Genomic DNA, 20,274 nt, shown 5'->3' with positions numbered 1-20,274 from the left:
CTCAATCACTAAAAAAGCTTAGCACCGCTTCCCCTATTCTACATACTGCATCAGTGATTCTGGGTCAAAGCCGAGCACCCAGTGCCCATTTACCTTTGTCTGCGGTACCCCCATTTGCCCTGTTTCCTTAACAAGCCTTTGGGCTGCAATGGGATCTGTCTGCACATTTACTTCTTTGTAGGTTAGACCTTGCGAATCAAGGAATTGTTTCATCATTGTGCAATACGGACAAGTATTAGTTGAGTAAACAATAATTTCATTCATTTTAAATGCCTCCTTAAATATACCCCTACTAGTATTTTAGAGCAACCTAGTCATAGCTGTCAACGGAAACGCTGTGACCCTTTCAGGAGCAATATTATTATCATGATAAAAGGAGGCTTTTAATCTCCGAAGCATGGCTAAACCAATGTAATCATTCCCCGCTACAGCTAACACGAACAAGCTGCTATTTTGTTCCACCGCTCCGCTGGCTTCTAAAACCATCTCTTTCTAATCAGCCATACTAAAATTCCGGCTAGTAAGATACCGGCAATACAATAAAAGACTATCTGCTGCTTTTTGAATGGTTCAGGATTAGCCTGTGAGGTCTTGTCTTGTAATGTTTTCTTTTCATGATCATCCTCACTTGATTTTCGATCCTTATCAGGAAAAACCTCAGAAAGATCAACACTCTCGAACTCATTTGGAGCTGCTGGCTCTGTTTGCTCTTCTTCATCATTAGCATTTGTGTTATCACGTGCCTGACCCTTTACCTCAGGTGCTGTTTTTTCCGACTTTGGCTGTGATTTTGATTCTGGCTTTATGGCTGGTGCTTGATTGCCACCTGACTCTGTTTTAGGTGTAGACTCAGGTTTAGGGGCTGGATCTGGTGTTGGCTTTGGTTGTGGTGCTGGATCTGGTTGCGGTGTTGGTGTCGGCTTTGGATCTGGTACTGGCGTTGGAGCTGGTGCTGGCGTTGGCTCCGGTTCTGGCGTTGGCTCCGGTTCTGGCGTTGGCTCCGGTTCTGGTGTTGGAGCTGGATCTGGTTCTGGTGTTGGTTCCGGAGTAGGCTCTGGTGCTGGTGGGGTTTCTACCTCATCGGCTACTATCGGGGGTGCATCCTCTGCATTTACTTGTATAGTCCAACCATTGATCCCCATCAACCCAATCAGAAATATTATCACTGTCAGATTCAAACAAAAGCCCTTACTTTTAAACTGTATTCCTGATTTCATACGCATTCCCCCATTTACATGTTTACATGAAATCAACGATATATCTCACTTTTCTTAATGTTTTCTTCGTTATTTTACCAAAACAGCGACTAGTACACCACATGAAAGTACGTATACGGATCCAACACTTGATTCACACTTCACTCTTGCAAGAATTTACTATTTTCGACATAATAATTAGAATAGTATTTCTAGTAAAAATTTATACAAGTCTCGGGATTGGGGAAATTCAGAAATGGAAAAAAAAACAGGCTCTATCAGAGGAATGATAAGTATATCCTTTATCATCTTGATGATAGGTACGCTTCTGACTATAGGTTATATTATTTTTACTAGTTGGAAGGAATCGACTGAAAGTATTATTTTAAAAATGGAAAATGCTTCAAGCAGAGATATTCAAACGAAGATTGAAGAGCTGATGCACATTCCCTATACAATGAATGCCATGAATCACAATATTATTGAAAATGGAATTGTCGACATGAATCAGGCAGAGGAACGAGATGCATTTTTTGCCAGTATTCTCAAATCCAGTAACGAGAATATCTACAGTATTAGCTATGGCTTAGATAATGGTGAGCATTATGGCGCCCGTCGAAATGAAAATGGAGACATTCAAATCTATCGAAGCACTCCTGAAACAAATGGACATTCTCTCTATTATTCCGTTACAGAAGACTTGAAGGAAGGAGAGTTCATAGAAGACTTCGGTGAGTTTGACCCCCGTACACGTCCTTGGTTCAAAATGACTAAGGAGGCTGGAAAACCGATATTTTCTCCACTATATAAGCATTTTATTAAGGACGATCTTGTCCTTAGCTCTACGTTTCCAATTTATAATCAGGATGGGGAATTTCAAGGTGTACTCGGGACACGTATCACCCTTTCCAGCTTAAATGACTTTTTGAAGGAGGTTGTTGCCGATCGAGCGGCAACTGCCTATGTGATTGAAAAAGGCACGGGAGAATTGATAGCCAATTCACAGGATATCCAATCCTTTCAAAGCCTTTCCGATGGCAGCTATAAACGAATATCCATTGAAAGTCTTGATGACCAAGCCATTCTCGAGGCCTATGAAAATTACACAAAGACAAATAAAACCAAAATGATAAAAAAAACAGACGACGGGAATCTTCATATCAAGCTAACCGAATATCAGCACGATGGAGTGGATTGGCTCATCATTACCTCGATTCCTGATTATCAATTAACCTCTCAAATTAATAAAAATATTAAAACAGCCATCGGTTTATCGATCATAGCCATGCTTTTATCGATGGTTATCTATAAAAAAGTAACCGATGTGATCCTAAAACCCATTCACAACCTAATAGAGTCTGCTGAAATCTTCTCACAGGGGGACCTTTTACACCGAGCCAAAATCTATAAAAACGATGAGATTGGCAAGCTGACTCGCGTGTTTAATAACATGGCAGGTCAATTATATAAATATATCAATCACCTAGAAGAAAAGGTTAAAGAGCGGACGACCGCGATTGAACAAGCAAACCTGGAATTACAAATGGCCAAAATAGAGGCAGACAAAGCCAATAAGGCGAAAAGTGAATTTTTAGCCAATATGAGTCACGAAATCCGAACGCCGCTGCATGCAGTCATCGGGTTAAGCGATCTTCTTCATAATACAATTAAAGATGAACAGCAGCAAAACTATATCAAAACCATTAACAGCGCCGGGAACAGCCTGCTCTTAATTATTAACGACATTCTTGACCTTTCGAAGATTGAGGCCGGCAAAATGGAGGTACAGCAAAAACCAATCAAGCTTCAGACGATTGTGAACGAAATTGAAACGATTTTCATGCAAAAGGTCCATGAAAAAGGAATCCGTTTAATCATCGATTTGCCAGCTGATTTTCCTGAAACCATCCTGTTTGATGAGGTAAGAATTCGACAGATTCTCTTAAATCTTGTTGGAAATGCCGTAAAGTTTACAGACCATGGCTTTGTGAAGCTATCCATAAAGGCCACGCCTACAGAAAGGAGCATTAATAGGCTTTTCGACCTACAGCTTTCCGTTCAGGATACGGGGATTGGAATTCCCGCAGAAGAAAAGAAAAGAATTTTCGAAGCCTTCACGCAAATATCCAAGCAAAGCATTAAGAAATATGGCGGTACCGGTCTCGGACTTTCCATTACGAAAAAGCTAATCGAGCTAATGAATGGTAGTCTTTCCATTGAAAGTGAGGTTGGTAAAGGAAGTGTATTTCATATCAAATTTACCAATGTTGTAATTGTAGAGCATATACTGCTACCGGAGGAGACAACCAGTCCCTACACTCTGAAAAAACAGTATAAAGATACGACTATTCTTGTCGTTGATGATATCGAGAATAACCGCTTTTTGCTAAAAGAATACCTTTCAAGTGCAGGAATTCGAGTTCTGCTGGCTGAAAATGGCTTTGAAGCTCTTAAAATATGCGAGTATGAAACGCCTGATTTAATCTTGACTGATTTAGTGATGCCCGTTCTAGATGGTGCGGAACTCACGGTGAAGCTGCGGAAGAATCCACGTACCGCACATATTCCGATTATCGCCATTAGTGCGGATATTCCGGAAGATCATGTCTTTGACGGCTATCTTATGAAGCCTGTCACCATCACCCAGCTGTTTGGTCATATTTCTCCATTTATCCAGGAGAAAGCAGCCGATCATCCAGAGCCTGTAGCGGAGCTTAAGGAAATACCATACAGACAGGATCATATCGCACCTGAAATGCCTGCGGAGCTAAGAGAGCAATTGAATCCGTTGTTAAAAAAATTACAAACATCTGTTATTATCGGCACGGTTAAAAATCTTGCACAGCTGCTTAGCTCATTAGGGGAAAAACACCAGTTAGAGGTCCTTACCTCCGCAGGAAAAGAGCTCATGAGTCATGCAGAATGCTACGATATTACTCACATTAAGAAAACCTTAAAAAGGATTGAAAAAATACTAGCAAAGGATCAAACATATGGAAAATAGAGGGAATGAATTAGTCTTAATCGTTGATGATAACCCGAATAATATTAAATTGCTGGCCACCATCATAGCGGAATGCGGATACGAGCTTGGCATTGCCCAGAATGCACATGAAGTGTATCAATTTCTTGAAGAAAACACACCTGTGCTTATTTTACTAGATGTAGAAATGCCTGAGATAGACGGCTATGAGGTGTGCAGGACGATCAAAGCGGATGCAAAATATCAAGATATCCCTGTCATTTTTTTAACTGTCAAAAGTGAGCCGGAGGACATTATAAAAGGCTTTGAGCTGGGTGCCGTTGATTATATCACGAAGCCTTTTAATCGAAAGGAACTGACCTCGAGAGTCCGTACCCATATTTCATTGAAACAGTCTAAGGACGAATTAGCCAAGCGGAATCATGAGCTAGAAACTGTTCTAGAGGCGCGAAAAAGGCTTGAAAAGGAAAAAGACCTGTTAACAAAGAAGCTGCTTGAACACCATAACCTGCTGGAAAGAACGGTCCGGGAGCGAACAAAGGAGCTTGCCGCCGCAAATGAGAAAATCAGTAATATCGTGGATAGTGTAACAGACGGCTTCGCTGCCATGGACCAAAATTGGCGCTATGTGTACGTTAACAAGCATCATGTATTTCCAGAAGGTCAATCCGCCCATGAGATACTAGGAAAAAGCGTTTGGGATGTGTTCCCAAATGCCGTCAACACGGAGCTTTACAAGGAATTTCATCGAGCGATGAAGGAGAGAATCACAATCCATTTCGAAACACCCTCCACACATGACGATTCCTGGTTCTCTGTTCATGTCTATCCATTTGACGACGGTATTTGTTGCTTCTTTAAGGATATAACGGAAAAGAAAAAGTATGAAAAGGAAATGAAGCGGTTATCGGGTCTGAAGCTAATCGGGCAAATGGCTGCCGGTATTAGCCATGAAATTCGTAATCCGATGACGACTGTTCGCGGCTTTTTACAGTTTTTAAGTGAAAAGGAGGACTGCCAGCCTTATCAGGAATACTTTACGCTCATGATGGAAGAGCTGGACCGTGCGAATAATATTATTACTGAATTTCTCTCGATGGGAACGATCAAGACCACCCATTTGGAGGAACTGGATTTAAATTCCATTATCCTTGATCTTAGCCCACTGCTTCAGGCAAATGCAAATAACCAAAATAAGGAGATTATCATTAAAACATCCGAGATTCCTAGTTTGCAATTGAACGCAAATGAAATCCGGCAATTAATACTAAATCTCTATCGAAACGGCTTAGAAGCGATGGATCCTGGGAAGGCTTTGACCATTCGCACCTATATGGAAGAGAACCAAGTCGTACTGGCCGTTCAGGACCAGGGAAAAGGAATAAAACCAGAGGTATTGGAAAAGCTAGGTACCCCCTTCTTCTCAACGAAGGATAACGGAACAGGACTTGGCCTTGGCATTTGCTACGCCATCGCCACCCGTCACAACGCCAAAATAGATATCGATACAAACGAAAACGGCACCACCTTTTTGGTAAGGTTTCAATCAATTAACACAGGGAAAAATCGGATCTCCTCTTAATCAAGCCAGAGAAACTTAAAATAAAGAACTCCAAGCAGAGCCTTCATGGCCGCCGGGAGTTCTTTATTTTGGCTCTGACAATGGATTAAATCTCCTCCCCATTGACATATGCAGTGTATTAAGCATATAATACATTGCATAGAAGTGTATTAAACTCTTAATACACTCAATGTGCTGGGGTTGTGTCCAGTGCTGTTTTTTTACCTTTTGTGTATTAATCTCCTAATACACCAACGGAGAGGCATTCTTTTTTTGCTTTTACTATATTAACCACTTAGTACACAAGATGAACATTTTAGGAGTTGGGTCTATGGAAGCAAAGTTTAATAATCGAGATCCTGTATATGTGCAAGTCATTCGCCATTTTAAAGAGCAAATCGCAAAAGGTAGCTATGAACCTGGTCAGGAGATTCCATCACGACGAGAGCTGGCGAATCAACTAAAGATTAATCCAAATACGGCGCAGCGGGCGTACAAGGAAATGGAGGAAGAAGGATTGATTTTTACAGAAGGAAATATGCCAAGTCGGATTACAAGGGATGAGCAGCTGCTGACAAGGGTTCGGGAGGAACTGATATTAGAAGCGGTGGATACATTCATCCATTCCGTTCGCTCGATTAATGTCCCCTTACCGGAGGTCTTGAACCTCGTCAAGAATCAGTATGAAAAGGAACCGAAGCAATAGGGAGGGAATTTCCGTGATAGAACTGAAAAATGTAAAGAAAAAGTTTGGCAGAAAGACCGTATTGAACGGCGTTTCCTTCACAGCCGAAAAGGGTGAGATTACCTGTTTAATCGGAATCAATGGTGTAGGAAAAACGACAATAATGAAAGCCATCATGGCTCTTACCCCATTCGATAGCGGTGAGATCCTCATTGATGGTGGGAAAATCCGCAAAGAAAGCTATGAAAAAATAACCTTTATCCCGGACACCATCACGATGCCTCCGTCCATGAAAATACGTGACGCTTTTCTATTTATGGAGGACTTCTACGGAGGCTGGAATCAGCTCCGTGCCAATGAGCTGCTCCAATTTTTCCGTCTAAATGAAAATGACCGAATTTCTGAGCTGTCAAAGGGAAATACCGCCAAGGTCAATTTGATGTTGGGTCTCTCGCTTGATGTTGATTATATCCTAATGGATGAGCCCTTTTCAGGCATCGATATTTTCAGCCGTGAGCAAATTGCCGAGGTCTTTACGAGTCATCTCATTGAGGACCGTGGTGTGATTATTACAACGCATGAAATTAATGACATCGAGCATCTAATTGATAAAGCCGTCCTCATTGATAACGGCGTGGTTCTAAAGGAATTCAATACCGAGGAAGTCCGGGAGCAGGAGGGCAAATCGGTCGTTGATGTCATGAGAGAGGTGTATAGAGGATGAACCGGTTTTTAAAGCTAGTCCATTTTGAATTTCAACGATTTTTCAAGCTATATTTTGTTTTAATAGGAATGACAATCCTTTTACAAATGATTGGTGTTGTGGCCGAGTCGAAATCCTATGTAGGCCAGCTAAATGAATCCATTTACAAGGACCTTATGCCAAAGGAACAGTTTATTGACATTTATGGAACCTTTTCGTTCATTCAAATTGTCCACTCCTTTTGGTTTATGGCACCGATTGCCCTAAGCATTGCAGCGCTTTTGATGTACGTTTTCTTTATTTGGTATCGTGATTGGTTTGGAAAAAACACCTTTGCCTACCGCCTATTCATGCTGCCGACATCTCGTTTAAATATTTACCTGGCAAAGGCTGCCGTCATCTTCCTGTTCATAATCGGACTGTTGTCCGTTCAGCTCCTCTTGCTGCCACTCGAGAACCAGATGCTGAAAGGGTTGATTCCGAATGAATTCCTAACGCTGCTTTCCTTTAACAGCATCACAAATATTGATTATTTAACGATGCTTTTTCCACCTTCCTTTATGGAATTTATTCTTTATTATGGCGGCGGAATGACAGCCTTGTTTATCGTGTTTACCGCGATTTTATTTGAACGCTCGTATCGCATCAAAGGAATCTTCTATGGGATTCTCTATTGTGCGGTTTCCCTATTCATCTTTTTAGCACCGCTGTTAACGGATACTTTTATATTAAAAAACTACTTTTATCCAATGGAGTTGTTTTTCATGGAGCTTGTCACAGGCTTGATTGTTTTGGCCGGTGCAATATGGATTGGTCACTATTTATTAAAGAATAAAGTAAGGGTTTGATAGGAGGTCAGAAAATTATGAAGCGATATTGGAAAATCATCTTTCTTTGTTTCCTATCGATTATCGTGATTGGTGCTTTTTATATCCAATCCAGCTTCGCCAATCAGAACCAGATTCAAATTCAATTTGAAAAAGTGAAGGGCGATGAGAACGAGGTAAAGGATCTTCTTTTATACGGAGAATATACCGTTGGAAACCTATATCAGGGACTGCAAATCACTAGCGAGGAAACGATTCAACCGAATCAGAAATCGTTCCTGTACCAATTGACACCTGCACGATATGCTCCGCTTATTCGAAACCTAATCAAGGAGCACAAAAGCTTTATGCGTGGCAAGGATTTTTCACCTAGTCACTATTACGAGGACGAAAACATTCTTGCTTATGCCGCAGTGAAGGGGAATTTTAATGATACATCCTCACATTCCACTTTCGACATTGAGGTTTTAAATAAGAAAACGGAAGAAACAATCACCATTGAGTCTGATGTACCTGGCATGGAAAAATACAGCTGGATGCATGTCGCGGATGTCCAAGTCATAAAGAATACCTTAAAGGTATTTACCCGGGGCTTTGGGAAGGAAGGCGACGAGGCTTTATTCGTCTATACCTTTAACCTGAAGACAAAGAAGCTAGTGAGCGATGACACCATTACGGCTTCACATGCAAACGAAAACAGCTGGGTAGAAGCAAGATTGCTCACTGATGATAACTCAATCCAGCCGCAAGACTATCATCTCATGATGGTGAATACGTTTGAAGCTGAAAATGTAGAGAAGTATAGCGATGGAATGTCCTATGACGGTGTAGAGAAATTGGTCAAGCAAGAGGTATATATTTATAATATCCAGCAGAATCAGCTAGAAAAACTAACCTTTCCCGAAGAAGGTCTCGAATCGGATGCCTATTCGATTTTTCAATCGAGCATCTATGTACACGATCTTACGGCCGATGGCCTGAACGTCCATGTCTATGATATCAAAAAGGCAGAATGGACAGCCAAATGGACGTTTGATTTACCAGAGGATACAGATGGCAAAAGCCGGCCATATATAGAAATCATGGATGGGAAACTATACACACTATATGCAACCGGTCATGACCACACCCTCCTAATAGGAGACCTGGAAACTGGCGGCATCCTATACGAAGGAAAACTAAAAGTACAAAATCAGGAAAAGGATTCGGAAGAATACCAGCTCTATTTTCACGATATTGAGTGAACAGTTTACAAATCCCTGCAGCGTATGTACGCTTCAGGGATTTCTTCATTTTAGCTTTAAAAAGTGAAGTCTCACCTGCTTCTCTCCCTCAATTTAGCTATAAAAAGCGAAGTCTCATCTGCTTCTCTCCCTCAATTCCAGCTTTTTTTTTTGATTTCGCCCATTTACTCCAAATTTTTTCTATTAGACAAATATTTTGGAAAATTGTTAATATTATATACGAAGGCTAGTAATATTCAAATATTCGAATAAGCACATATTTAATTTGTAAAGAGACTGGGGGGTTTTCTTTATAGATTAGAAATGTAAGCGATTTCGAATGTGACGGTGGATTCGTCCCTTCGCTTCCATGAGAATATTTATTTTTGCATTTTATCCTGGGGGGGATTTGATGTAAGAGCTTTCGGAACCATTTATTGACGTGTAGAGGGACGCTAGACGAAGGGTTTCTATTAAATTAGTAAAGGGGAATCTGTAATGGGAAAAGAAACTACTACATTTATCATCGACAATAAGGCAGAAAACCAATTTTTGGTTAACCGTAAAACCTTTGTCGACCAAGAGATTTTTGAACAAGAGCGCGCAAACATTTTTGAGAAATGCTGGATTTATGTTGGACATGAATCTGAAATCAAAAACAATGGCGACTTCCACACAAGAACAGTTGCCGGCAAGCCCATTATTTTCACAAGAGATGCGGAGGGTCAGGTTCGCGTATTATTAAACACCTGTACACACCGAGGTTCACTTGTTTGCCGTGGCGAAAACGGAAACTGCAAAACCTTCTTATGTACGTACCACGCTTGGTCATTTAAAAACTCTGGAGAGCTTGTTGGTGTACCATTAGAAAAAGATGGCTACGCTCAAAACTTCAATAAAAAATCACTAGACCTACACCGTGTAAGAAACGAAAGCTACAAAGGATTTGTATTCTGTAACTTTGATGACAATGCGATCAGCCTAGAAGAATACTTAGGCGGAGCAAAGGAATATTTAGATTATGTCGCAGATCAATCCGTTGCAGGCATGGAAGTATTACCTGGAACACAAAAGTATGCTATTCGAGCAAACTGGAAACTATTAGGAGAAAACAGTATCGATGGTTACCATGTTGGCTATAACCATAAAACCTATCTTGATTTCATCGCTGAGGAAGGACAAGATATTTCTAAAGGACTTTACGGTCAAGGAAAAGCGCTTGAAGGCGGCCATGCCGTAATGGAATACGAAGCTCCTTGGGGTCGTCCGATTGCTAAAGCACAAGTTAACTGGGATGACGAAAAGAAAGCCCGCATTGCGAAAAAACGCGAAGAGCTTGTCGAGCGTTTTGGCGAAGATAAAGCTCGTATGATTGCCGATGTAAGCAGAAACGTATGGATTTTCCCTAACCTAATCATCAACGACATCGTATCTGTAACGATTCGTACTTGGGATCCTGTAAGCCCTGACTACATGGAAGTCAATGCTTGGGCATTAGGACCTGCTGATGAAGATAAGGCTGAAAAGGAATTGAGATTAGACAACTTCTTAACATTCTTAGGACCTGGTGGTTTCGCGACTCCAGATGATATCGAATCATTAGAAACAGCACAGCTTGGATTCAAGAACACAGTAAACCAAGTTAAATGGTCTGATATTTCAAGAGGAATGCACAGAGAGGTTTCTCCAACAACAGATGAAAAGCAAATGAGAGCATTCTGGAGAAAATATGATCAATTAATGAAAGCCGAAGAAAAAGCGGTCCAAGAGACTAACGCATAATTTTAGGGAGGGAAAATCATGAGTATCGTTAACGAAAAAATCACTGAAAGAGAAATTGAGCAATTTTTATATAAAGAAGCTGATTTACTGGATGAGTGGAAATTAGACGAATGGTTACAGCTATTCACAGAGGATGGAACATACTCTGTTCCAACAACTGACAATCCTGATGGTGACAGCAAAAACAGTTTATTCTTAATTGCTGATAACTATCACCGATTAACGGCACGTGTCAAACGTCTATCTGACAAATGGGCTCACGCTGAAAATCCACGTTCACGCACAAGAAGATTTATTTCAAATGTGCAAATTCAATACGACGCAGACGGCCAATTACAAGTCACAGCTAACTTCCTTGTCTACCGTATGAGATATGGCTTCACAGATACGTATGTCGGAAAATACCACTACACCTTTGTGAACCAAGAAGGTCAACTAAAAATTCAAGACCGCAAAGCGGTACTAGACTTAGAAGCATTAAGACCACATTCACGTATCAGTATCATCCTATAATCTAATCGCTATTGATAAAAGACCTTAATATCGTTTCCCCATTATAAATTTCAGGAGAGCCTTTCGTATGAGGGCTCTCCTTGCTGTTTAAAATTTGGCCACTTTCCCCATTAGCCTATTTCTCTTATAAACTCAAAATAAACTGAGCTGCTTCCACCGCACCACCTGCTTGACGGAAGCTTTCTGACAGCTTCTGGGCATTTTTCCTATAGGTCTGATCAGCGAGAACCTCAGCAACTGCACTGCGTAAATCCTTTGGCTTGCTTCCTTTTAGTTTGATTCCGGCGCGAAGCTCAGCAACCCGATTTGCTACCATCCCCTCTTCACTATGAAGCGGAAATAGAACCATCGGAACGCCAAAATACAGACTTTCGTTCACACTATTCATCCCACAATGGGTAATGAATACATCTGCTTTTTGCAGGACGGCAAGCTGGTCCACGTATTTTTTTACTATAAAATTCTCCGGTATTGGTCCGAGCGAGGAAATGTCTGTTTTTTCACCTACCGACATGACAACATCAAAGTCACTTTCCGCAAATGCCGTGAGACTATTTTGATAAAAATGCTTGTTCTGATTAAGGACTGTCCCTAGTGAAATATAGATGAGTTTTCTCTTCGCTTCTTTCTCATGAATGTCAGACGACTGCCGAATGGAAGGACCAACAAAGGCATAGCGGTCGGAAAAGGTCTCAGACAAGGGTTGGAAGTCCTTTGATGTATAGACAATCGTATTCGTCTCATTATCATTTTGGATAATCGAGATAAAATTTTCGACTTCATAGCCCTGCTTGCGGAGCAGCTTCATTTTTTTATTAATTCGTGGTATACCGGTAATCATTCGGAGCATTTCCTTTAGACGAGGTTTCATGAGCTTTGCCGTGTGCTGATTAAAGGCAAAGGTTGTCGTCGAGCAGATATAGGGGATTCCTAATTTCCTTGCAAATAACTTTCCCCAAAAGCAAACAGAATCCGAGACAATGCAATCAGGCTGAAAGGCTTGTAATTCTGTACAAACCTTATCATCTAAGGCAATCGTCGTATCGACAACCATTTCAATCAACGCCGCAAAATCCTTGCCAACCTTACGTTCCAATTCCTGTTGGGTAACCGGCGGAAGGTACTCATCACAGGGGATGAATTTGGCTCCAGCGTCTTCAATTTTCTCTTGGAATTCCTTAAAGGAGTAGTACCAAACCTCATGGCCCCTCTTCACGAGCTCGGCCACGACTGGGATGGTTGGATTCGTATGTCCGTGGGCTGGAATTGAAAAGAATACTATTTTCTTCAACCTGATTCCTCCTCTGCCTTCTCTGCTATACGGATCATTTCAGCAAATTCAAGGAAACCATCTGTCTTTAGAATCGCCATTCCTTTTGTTGTATCATCACCTAACACAACCAGCTTATCGCCTGCCTTAATCCCATACAGCTCCCGAGCCTGCTTCGGAATCACAATCTGTCCCCGCTCACCTACCTTTACCACACCAAAAAACTGCTTTCCCGGTGGCCCAATCTGCTTGGCCTCCTCCTCACTCATATCACGGGATAATTGATCTAAGCTGACATGAAATATATCCGCTAATAACTGGCACTTTTGTATATCAGGCAATGCTTCTTCATTCTCCCACTTCGCAATGGTCTGCCGTGACACATTTACCTTCTCAGCTAAAAGCTCCTGGCTCATTTTATTCCGTTTACGCAAAATTCGAATATTCATACCAATCATATTGTTCATCTCCTATATAGCTAACTATATAAAAGACAAAGGTTAAAATCCATCAACAATCCGCTACAATTCTTGTTAATAATAGTGGCATTTATTATTGAAGCGGCTCCTTATTGGAAGGCCTGGGTTTATTTGGGTTAATAAATATCTAGTTAGATTCTAACTGGTGTATACAGACAGTCCCCCGCCCCCCGTGCTTCCTACAACAGAAAATCAAGCAAACCGCCGAGCAGGCTGCCTAGTAAATTCCCGAGGCTGGATAATAAGCCTTTTGTTACGGTATAGGTGGCTGTCTCGCCTTCTGTAGTGTTAATTCCATCTGATAGCCCTGGGGTAATCGTAATCGTCCTGCCAGTTGTAATTCCACTTAATAACCGCTGAATGATATTAGAATCTGAAAAATAATACTCCACATAGCCTTTATCAATATCCTCTTGCGTGATGATGATTATGTCTGTTTCGATTTTACTCATGCTTTTTACCTGTAGCTTTAGCTCGAAGCCTGGTTCTATCCGCTCTAATCCATTTGCCGTGATATCGATCTGCAGCGGAACTTTCCCAGAGAAGATATAGGATAAATCGCCGAGTGCATTTTTCCCCATATCAATTACGGGGTCAACGAGCGGAAAGACTGGAAGCTTAATGGCTTGAGCTACACTGCCAAGGATGCTGCCGCCCTTCTCCACCGTTCCCACAAGATTCAGCGTTTCCCCGCCCTTTAACGTATTTAATATATCCCTGTTTATACCAAAATCAATATAGCCGCGAGTTATATCCTGAGAGGTTAGTTTATGTGATAAAAGATTCATATTGTTGTACGCCACTTTGACAACACTGCCTGCTGCGAGATTTTTATTAAGCAGCGTTGCACGTAATAGACCTGTATCACTAAGTAGCTTATTGAGCGAAATCGTACCGTCCTTTAACCCTCTATCCAAAAGATCTATTTTTAACAGATCACCAAATAAACTGCCTGTTAATTCATAGGTGACAGAATCACCAGCTGATGCGAGGGATTCGTAGGATAGTGCAGGAGTAAAGGTAACCTTACTTCCAATTACAAAATCTAACTCGCTGTCATTAAAATAAACTTCCAGATAACCTTTATTAATATCCCTTTGTGTAACAGTCTTGGTCATTATCTCCGTGCTGCTATCCTGCTGAATCGTCAGCTTCAGCACGCTGTCTGGATAGAGTCTCTCCAGGCCTTCTGTCATTAAATCAACCTTTAATGCTGCTGTGCCTTTCAAAATAGAAGGAAGCTGGGCTGCTGTATTTTGCGCTTGGTCTATTTGCGGTTTTCCAAGCGGAAAAATAGGAAGCTGAAGCGACACCTTTGCACTCCCGATAATGGAAGCATCCCTTTCAACAGCTGCAACGACATCTATAGTCTCACCACTAGCAAACATCTTTACATTCTCTATACCTATTCCAAATTCAACAAACCCTTTGTCAATGTCTTCCCCAGTTAATGTATGGGTAAGGATTGTATCTGAATCCCCTTCAACCTTTACGATATCACCAGCCAGTAGCCCGCTATCAGGTAAAAAAGTTAAGCGTAGCAAATCAGGATTCGTCAGAAGCTTTTCAACTGGAATGCTTCCATCCTTCAATCCCTCATCTAACACCTCTAAGCCCTTGATAACCTGTCCATCCGAAATATTTTTAAACACATGAGCAGGGTCTGTGGTAATCTCCCACAGTGTTCCATCCCATGTTGCATCTACCTTCACCTTCTTACCACCCAAATTGAGAGTAAAAGCTACATGATCACCCGCACCAGTCGTAGAGGTAAGAGTCAACACCGTTCCCTTATCTGATAATACTGCACTTCCATTACCTTCTGTGCCACTCACACTCTGACCAATCGATTTTGAAAAATGAAAGACAGCCTCAAATGGCTCTGATCCATTTTTAATAGAATAGTGAATGGGTTTCAGCTCGAGGGCCTTTATGGAATCTAGCAAGCTTTTTGTCGCTTGATGGATATCCTCTTGCGCGGCCTTTCCATTTTCTATTACCTGCTCAGCGGCTTTCAGTGCATCCTTTAGATGAGACCAGCTGCTAGCAGTGAAATAATCCTGGTTAAAGGAATCAATAGACTGTATCGAATTTTGCAGGTCATTCATTGAAAAATCCTGCTCTATTTTTGAAATTCGATGAAGAAAAAGGGCAAACTCCCCGCGGGTTAAATGGTCCCGGGTTCCAAAAGTAGTCGATGTTTTACCCTGTGTAACATGATGCTCCATTAAGGCTGCTACTGCTTTTTCATAAAGCTCCGTAACATCGGTAAAAGGGAGACGAATACTCTCAGAAGCTTTTAGTTGAAAGCCCCTTGCTAGTATTAATGCCATTTCTCCACGAGTGATGCTGTCATAGGCTGCAAAGGTCGTTTCCGTTTTTCCATTTACAATCCCAGCACCACGCAAGGCTGCAATAGAGGGCTCCCCCCGTTCAGGAACATCGGTGAAGCCTGATTTTTCCCCGCTTGTAAGGGGTAATTTCAACGCTTTTGCTAACAAAATTGCAGCATCAATCCGATTAATCGTGTGCTCCGTACCAAATTCCGTTTCACTATACCCTTGAGTAATTTCATAATCTACCAAATAATCGACCGCTTCTGTGTATCTAGCAGAAACATCCGTAAATGAGGTTGCTGCATCCACCGGCCTCTCTAGTACCATCGCTACTAGCAAAATAGCAGCAACGACTGATAATAGCAATCGATATCCCCTTGCTTGCAATAACATAATCTTCTTCCATTCCTTTCTATACAGATTTCCTATGAATAGGACAGATACTCCTCTCTATTTTCAAACACACATACCAAAGACATGGAAAATAGACGATAAAATAATGCAAAACACCTATACCAAAGAATAATGTTATATCTTAGCCAATATTCGCACAATACTTCTGACTCATTTGCCGATTTAGAAGTTTCTGAATATGAAATTTGAAAGCAACTAGGGACATTTTTCATGCATCATCATGTAGAATGGAGCTTACCCGTTTTGAAGTTTACTAGTGTCTGTGATGATATAATATTTTTACAGTTAATCCTAACTGAATAATGAGAGATTCGATGATGAAGTGGGTGTATTTCTTTAATGTAACCACGCTGACAACTTCAACTGTGCTTCATTTTTTAGCCTCTTCCGGAATAGAATGAATAATAGCTGATAAAACGGAGGGATTGTGAATTGGGAGAGTTTCTTGATTTTGTCTATGAAAATTTTAATTATAAGCTGTATATCCCTAGTATTTATCATGGAGATCAAGAACTTCCATTGCTGGTGATGCTGCATGGCTGTGGACAAAACCCAGATGATTTCGCTGCAGGGACAAGAATGAACGAGCTTGCCGAAAAGGAAGCTTTTCTTGTCCTTTATCCGGATATGAATCATCATTTAGATCCAAGAGAACCTTCCGCGTATAACCCATTTGGCTGCTGGAATTGGTTTTTGGATAAAAATCAGCACCGCGGGGAGGGACATCCGAAGCTTATTTATGGGATGATTCTGGAGGTAGGACGTACATATAGGATTGATTCCGTTAGAGTGTACGCTGCGGGCTTGTCGGCAGGCGGGTCAATGGCCTGTATTCTCGGTGTGACCTATCCAGATGTTTTTAACGGAATCGCCATTTGTTCAGGACTTGCCTATAGTGCTGCCAATGTATCAATTCTAAGCGACCCAAGAGCGGAGAAAGCGAAGAAAGCCATGGAGAACGGTGTAGCTGATCCCTATGAATGTGGGAACCGTGCGTTTCAAGAGATGGGAGATTTCAAGAAGAAAATGCCCGTGATTGTATTCCACGGGACCTGTGATACAACCGTCCATCCAATTAACGGGCTGCAGGTGATTACCCAATGGGCACAAACCCATTTCCTGATAGATGGCGGGGAAGGCCATGCGAATATTGTTCCTGCAAGGGTAAAATCAGGGATTATAAATGGAAACAGCTATACCCAGCATGTCTATCATGATGGGGATGACGAGCCACGATTAGAGCTTTGGACGATTGAGCAACTGGGTCATGCTTGGTCCGGTGGCAGTCCTAACGGCTCTTACACAGACCCCTTTGGTCCGAATGCTTCCGAAATGATATGGAAGTTTTTCAGTCAATCTCAACAACAGCCGAATAAAAACCAAATGGAGTCACAGGAAGCTGTCACTGCACTAACATCCTATGAATTACGGCAGCCCCCAATTTCATCTCAAGCTGAAGCACCTGTACAGCTGCCGGAAACGGAGCAACAACTATCTACTGACCATCCACAGGACCAAATCACCATAGAAACAACAGCCGAATTACCCCTAGACGCTTCAGAAAAACTCCCCGTTGAACTAACAAATCGGCATCACGGGAATGCAGGAGACGAAAAGACTAAAAAGAACTTTTTCAAAAAGCTCCTGACCATGCTAAAGAAAAGGTGACACGCACTAGGTTAGGTGCCAGGCACCTGCAAACTTGGAGGTGCCTGGCACCACATCATGCCGTTTCAATCGAGGTAATCAGTTCCTTCATTTTATTGGCTGAGCGCTGTAGAAGTTCTTCTTCTTCGGCTGTGAGGTCTAATGACAGTACTTCGCGGACGCCGGAGCGGTCGACGATGGACGGGACACCGAGGTAAACATCAGAAATGCCATGATAATCTGTCAGCAGTGTGGAGATATTCAGCACGGCCCCTTCATCCTTCAGAATCGCGGTGCAAATCCGATCAAGCGCTAAGGCGATGGCATAATAGGTAGACCCTTTTGTATTAATAATCTGATAGGCTGCATCCCTTGTGTTCGTGAAAATATATTCTTTTGTGTTCTCCGCCAGCTTTAGTTCAGAACCAGCAACATTGGCAAGACTCCACAAAGGGACCTCTGAGTCACCGTGCTCCCCCACAATATGGGCATGAACACTGCGAGGGTCAATATTTAAATTTTGTCCAATCAGGTAGCGGAATCGGGCACTATCCAATAATGTGCCTGACCCGATAATTCGTTCCACTGGCCAGCCGGATTTTTTCCAGGAAAAATAACTCATAATATCTACAGGGTTCGAGGCAATGAGTAGAATTCCATCGTTATTATACTTAAGGACCTCACTGATGATGCTGTCATAAATGCCAACATTCCGCTTCAGCAGCTCGACCCGGGACTCTCCTGGTCTCTGTGCAGAGCCTGCCGTAATAATGATAATATCGGCATCCTCACAGTCTTTATAGGAGCCTGCCCACACCTTCGACCGTTCAATAAATGGCATTCCATGATTCATATCCAATGCATCGCCAATCGCTTTATCCACATTGGCATCAATCAGAACTAGCTCATCCATTCGGTGCCTCAAAAGCAGCGTATAGGCCGTAGTAGATCCCACAGCCCCAACACCGATTACAACAATTTTATTTTTTTTCATACTTCAGTACACTCCTCGCTAAAAATATTCAATCCTCTAGGAACGGCATATTGACGTAGTAATACATCACTGCCATTAAAAATCCCCCACCGATTAGATTCCCAATCGTGACAGGGACTAAATTATGTATGACACCCGCCCATGAAATGGACTCCGGATGATGGACAACAAGGGCAATCGCGAACGTACACATATTGGCAATGCTATGCTCATAGCCAGAGATGAAAAAGCAAAACACAAACAGCATCATCGAAAACATTTTCGCGCCGTTCTCTTGAAAAAACATCGGAATAAAGAAGGCTAGGCACACAAGCCAGTTACATAAAATCCCCCGAAATAACAGCTCTATTGTGGGGACCTGCATTTTCTTTTCCACGACACTGAGGAGAAACCCGTTCACGGAATGGTCGGCAAACAGTCCCGTCATGAAAATAAACCCGGCAAATATGGCTGCCCCAAGCATATTTCCGAGATAACTGGACATCCAAAGCAGCGCCACCTGTACCCATTTCATCTTCCTTCTTAGCGCCGCATAGGTATAGTAGAAGGTATTTCCTGTGAATAGATCTCCACCACCATAAGAAATTAAGATGATTGCTGCCCCAAACGTGAGAGCGGCCATTGGGTAAGTAAAGGGGGAATGCTCCACATAAAAATAATTTCCCGTTTTAAATGCCACAATTACCCCAAAGCCAATAAACATACTGGCCAGCGCAGCTCTTGCGAGGTAACGAATGAAACTGTTTTGGAAGATCATCAGCTTCTTAAGTGCCAATTCCTCCATTTTGGATAAACCGCTAGTTTCCATACACTAATTCTCACCTTCTTAGATACTCCCTGTATGGTTTCCCATACCATTATGCCTTTTCTATTATTCTTCTCCCTATTTCCAATTATTCAAGAAAGAGGAAAAACAAAACTCTATTCGAAGAATTTCTAAATGAACTAGATGGTGCCTGTCACTCGAAGTGACTTTTATGGTATTTTAAGGGTGTTATTCTATTCGGGAGGTTATGCTATGAATCTAGAGGAGAAGCTTGTTGACCTGCTTATTAGGAGGGGGTACCATATTTCCTTTGCGGAATCCTGTACCGGTGGACTGATGTGTGCGCAAATTGTCAATGTGCCTAATGCTTCAAGGGTGCTTAACAGCAGCTTTATTACCTATTCTAATGAAGCCAAAACGAAATTGGTCTACGTGAACCCTATTACTTTGGAAAAATACGGTGCAGTGAGCGAAGAAGTCGCAAGGGAAATGGCCAGTGGAGCGGCGAAAGCGGCAAATTCAGAGGTTGGAGTTGGCATCACCGGAGTAGCCGGTCCATCAGGGGGCACAGAAGATAAGCCGGTTGGCATGGTTTGTTTCGGGTTTAACATCAACGGTGAAATTGATAGTTTTACCCAATACTTTGAAGGGCTGAATCGTAATGAGGTACGAAGATCAAGTGTGAATTTTGTTTTGGAGAAGCTATTAGATTTGATTTAGATTAGAGCCATGGTTCAAAAAGTTTTCCGTATGTGAGTAGGGGTGAAATGAGGGGAGATTTGTGAGCCCGCAAGACTCGCCGGAGGCTTCACTTCATTCAGCCGGGGTTTGAACCCCCACTGAATCGAAGGACCATTTGCATTCATCCCCCACTTGTAGAAGTGGAGGACTTCTG

At 42.0% G+C, this 20,274-nt stretch carries 16 protein-coding genes and 1 pseudogene; 10 read left to right on the top strand and 7 right to left on the bottom strand.

Features of this window, described 5'->3' with window-relative positions:
• Positions 1–33 precede the first annotated feature (33 nt).
• Both BQ5321_RS01800 and BQ5321_RS23920 read right to left on the bottom strand, forming a co-directional pair.
• Positions 34–264 (bottom strand): glutaredoxin family protein, encoded by a 231-nt coding sequence (locus BQ5321_RS01800; protein WP_071392915.1) that lies wholly within the window; start codon positions 262–264, stop codon positions 34–36.
• 212 nt (positions 265–476) lie between these two features.
• Positions 477–1,217, bottom strand: coding sequence for a hypothetical protein (locus BQ5321_RS23920; protein ID WP_071392913.1), 741 nt, complete (start codon positions 1,215–1,217; stop codon positions 477–479).
• 235 nt (positions 1,218–1,452) lie between these two features.
• On the opposite strand from BQ5321_RS23920, the gene BQ5321_RS01785 reads away from it, so the two are divergent.
• From BQ5321_RS01785 to BQ5321_RS01750, 8 genes and pseudogenes are all read left to right on the top strand, one after another.
• A complete protein-coding gene (locus BQ5321_RS01785) occupies positions 1,453–4,200 on the top strand; it encodes a hybrid sensor histidine kinase/response regulator (RefSeq protein ID WP_071392912.1) in 2,748 nt (915 codons plus the stop codon).
• A gap of 25 nt (positions 4,201–4,225) precedes the next feature.
• Positions 4,226–5,761: pseudogene (locus BQ5321_RS01780) on the top strand (response regulator); the annotation flags it as partial.
• A 310-nt stretch (positions 5,762–6,071) separates the two neighbouring features.
• Positions 6,072–6,446, top strand: coding sequence for a GntR family transcriptional regulator (locus tag BQ5321_RS01775; RefSeq protein WP_071392910.1), 375 nt, complete (start codon positions 6,072–6,074; stop codon positions 6,444–6,446).
• Positions 6,447–6,459: 13 nt separating this feature from the next.
• Complete coding sequence (locus BQ5321_RS01770) at positions 6,460–7,149, top strand: ABC transporter ATP-binding protein (protein WP_071392909.1); 690 nt, start codon at positions 6,460–6,462, stop codon at positions 7,147–7,149.
• Positions 7,146–7,976, top strand: coding sequence for a hypothetical protein (locus tag BQ5321_RS01765; protein ID WP_071392908.1), 831 nt, complete (start codon positions 7,146–7,148; stop codon positions 7,974–7,976). The genes BQ5321_RS01770 and BQ5321_RS01765 overlap by 4 nt, the downstream gene beginning before the upstream one ends.
• 17 nt (positions 7,977–7,993) lie before the next feature.
• On the top strand, positions 7,994–9,199 hold the full coding sequence (locus tag BQ5321_RS01760) for a hypothetical protein (protein ID WP_071392907.1): 1,206 nt from the start codon (positions 7,994–7,996) through the stop codon (positions 9,197–9,199).
• A gap of 477 nt (positions 9,200–9,676) precedes the next feature.
• Positions 9,677–10,960 carry an aromatic ring-hydroxylating oxygenase subunit alpha gene (locus tag BQ5321_RS01755; RefSeq protein ID WP_071392906.1) on the top strand — a complete coding sequence of 428 codons (1,284 nt, stop codon included), beginning with the start codon at positions 9,677–9,679 and terminating at the stop codon, positions 10,958–10,960.
• 18 nt (positions 10,961–10,978) lie between these two features.
• Positions 10,979–11,473: an aromatic-ring-hydroxylating dioxygenase subunit beta gene (locus tag BQ5321_RS01750; RefSeq protein ID WP_071392905.1), complete on the top strand. Its 495-nt coding sequence runs from the start codon at positions 10,979–10,981 to the stop codon at positions 11,471–11,473.
• 124 nt (positions 11,474–11,597) lie between these two features.
• Here the strand turns inward: BQ5321_RS01750 and BQ5321_RS01745 are convergent, their stop codons facing one another.
• From BQ5321_RS01745 to BQ5321_RS01735, 3 genes are all read right to left on the bottom strand, one after another.
• Entirely contained in the window at positions 11,598–12,764 is a 1,167-nt protein-coding gene (locus BQ5321_RS01745) for a macrolide family glycosyltransferase (RefSeq protein ID WP_071392904.1), read from the bottom strand.
• Positions 12,761–13,201 carry a helix-turn-helix domain-containing protein gene (locus tag BQ5321_RS01740; protein WP_071392903.1) on the bottom strand — a complete coding sequence of 147 codons (441 nt, stop codon included), beginning with the start codon at positions 13,199–13,201 and terminating at the stop codon, positions 12,761–12,763. Before BQ5321_RS01740 ends, BQ5321_RS01745 begins: the two co-directional genes overlap by 4 nt.
• A gap of 200 nt (positions 13,202–13,401) precedes the next feature.
• Positions 13,402–15,951, bottom strand: a complete 2,550-nt coding sequence (locus BQ5321_RS01735) for an S-layer homology domain-containing protein (RefSeq protein ID WP_084786598.1) — start codon at positions 15,949–15,951, stop codon at positions 13,402–13,404.
• A gap of 453 nt (positions 15,952–16,404) precedes the next feature.
• Between BQ5321_RS01735 and BQ5321_RS01730 the strand changes: the two genes are divergently transcribed.
• Positions 16,405–17,640 (top strand): extracellular catalytic domain type 1 short-chain-length polyhydroxyalkanoate depolymerase, encoded by a 1,236-nt coding sequence (locus BQ5321_RS01730; protein WP_071392901.1) that lies wholly within the window; start codon positions 16,405–16,407, stop codon positions 17,638–17,640.
• A gap of 55 nt (positions 17,641–17,695) precedes the next feature.
• On the opposite strand, the gene BQ5321_RS01725 is transcribed toward BQ5321_RS01730, so the two are convergent.
• Together BQ5321_RS01725 and BQ5321_RS01720 are read right to left on the bottom strand one after the other, a co-directional pair.
• Entirely contained in the window at positions 17,696–18,613 is a 918-nt protein-coding gene (locus BQ5321_RS01725) for an L-lactate dehydrogenase (RefSeq protein WP_071392900.1), read from the bottom strand.
• Positions 18,614–18,641: 28 nt separating this feature from the next.
• On the bottom strand, positions 18,642–19,421 hold the full coding sequence (locus BQ5321_RS01720; protein WP_071392899.1) for a formate/nitrite transporter family protein: 780 nt from the start codon (positions 19,419–19,421) through the stop codon (positions 18,642–18,644).
• A 210-nt stretch (positions 19,422–19,631) separates the two neighbouring features.
• Here BQ5321_RS01720 and BQ5321_RS01715 point away from each other — a divergent pair, with 210 nt between their 5' ends.
• The gene (locus tag BQ5321_RS01715) at positions 19,632–20,099 is read left to right on the top strand and encodes a CinA family protein (RefSeq protein WP_071392898.1); all 468 of its coding nucleotides are present in this window, start codon (positions 19,632–19,634) and stop codon (positions 20,097–20,099) included.
• Positions 20,100–20,274 lie beyond the last annotated feature (175 nt).

The organism is Bacillus tuaregi, from assembly GCF_900104575.1.
Classification (GTDB): Bacteria; Bacillota; Bacilli; order Bacillales; family Cytobacillaceae; genus Bacillus_BD; species Bacillus_BD tuaregi.
The sequence above is the reverse complement of the archived record's forward strand: the minus strand, read 5'-3'. Positions and strand labels throughout refer to the sequence as shown.

Coding starts and splice junctions, on each gene's coding strand:
- BQ5321_RS01800 (WP_071392915.1), bottom strand. CDS start 264: ATGAATGAAATTATTGTTTACTCAACTAATACTTGTCCGTATTGCACA.
- BQ5321_RS23920 (WP_071392913.1), bottom strand. CDS start 1,217: ATGAAATCAGGAATACAGTTTAAAAGTAAGGGCTTTTGTTTGAATCTG.
- BQ5321_RS01785 (WP_071392912.1), top strand. CDS start 1,453: ATGGAAAAAAAAACAGGCTCTATCAGAGGAATGATAAGTATATCCTTT.
- BQ5321_RS01775 (WP_071392910.1), top strand. CDS start 6,072: ATGGAAGCAAAGTTTAATAATCGAGATCCTGTATATGTGCAAGTCATT.
- BQ5321_RS01765 (WP_071392908.1), top strand. CDS start 7,146: ATGAACCGGTTTTTAAAGCTAGTCCATTTTGAATTTCAACGATTTTTC.
- BQ5321_RS01760 (WP_071392907.1), top strand. CDS start 7,994: ATGAAGCGATATTGGAAAATCATCTTTCTTTGTTTCCTATCGATTATC.
- BQ5321_RS01755 (WP_071392906.1), top strand. CDS start 9,677: ATGGGAAAAGAAACTACTACATTTATCATCGACAATAAGGCAGAAAAC.
- BQ5321_RS01750 (WP_071392905.1), top strand. CDS start 10,979: ATGAGTATCGTTAACGAAAAAATCACTGAAAGAGAAATTGAGCAATTT.
- BQ5321_RS01740 (WP_071392903.1), bottom strand. CDS start 13,201: ATGATTGGTATGAATATTCGAATTTTGCGTAAACGGAATAAAATGAGC.
- BQ5321_RS01735 (WP_084786598.1), bottom strand. CDS start 15,951: ATGTTATTGCAAGCAAGGGGATATCGATTGCTATTATCAGTCGTTGCT.
- BQ5321_RS01725 (WP_071392900.1), bottom strand. CDS start 18,613: ATGAAAAAAAATAAAATTGTTGTAATCGGTGTTGGGGCTGTGGGATCT.
- BQ5321_RS01720 (WP_071392899.1), bottom strand. CDS start 19,421: ATGGAAACTAGCGGTTTATCCAAAATGGAGGAATTGGCACTTAAGAAG.
- BQ5321_RS01715 (WP_071392898.1), top strand. CDS start 19,632: ATGAATCTAGAGGAGAAGCTTGTTGACCTGCTTATTAGGAGGGGGTAC.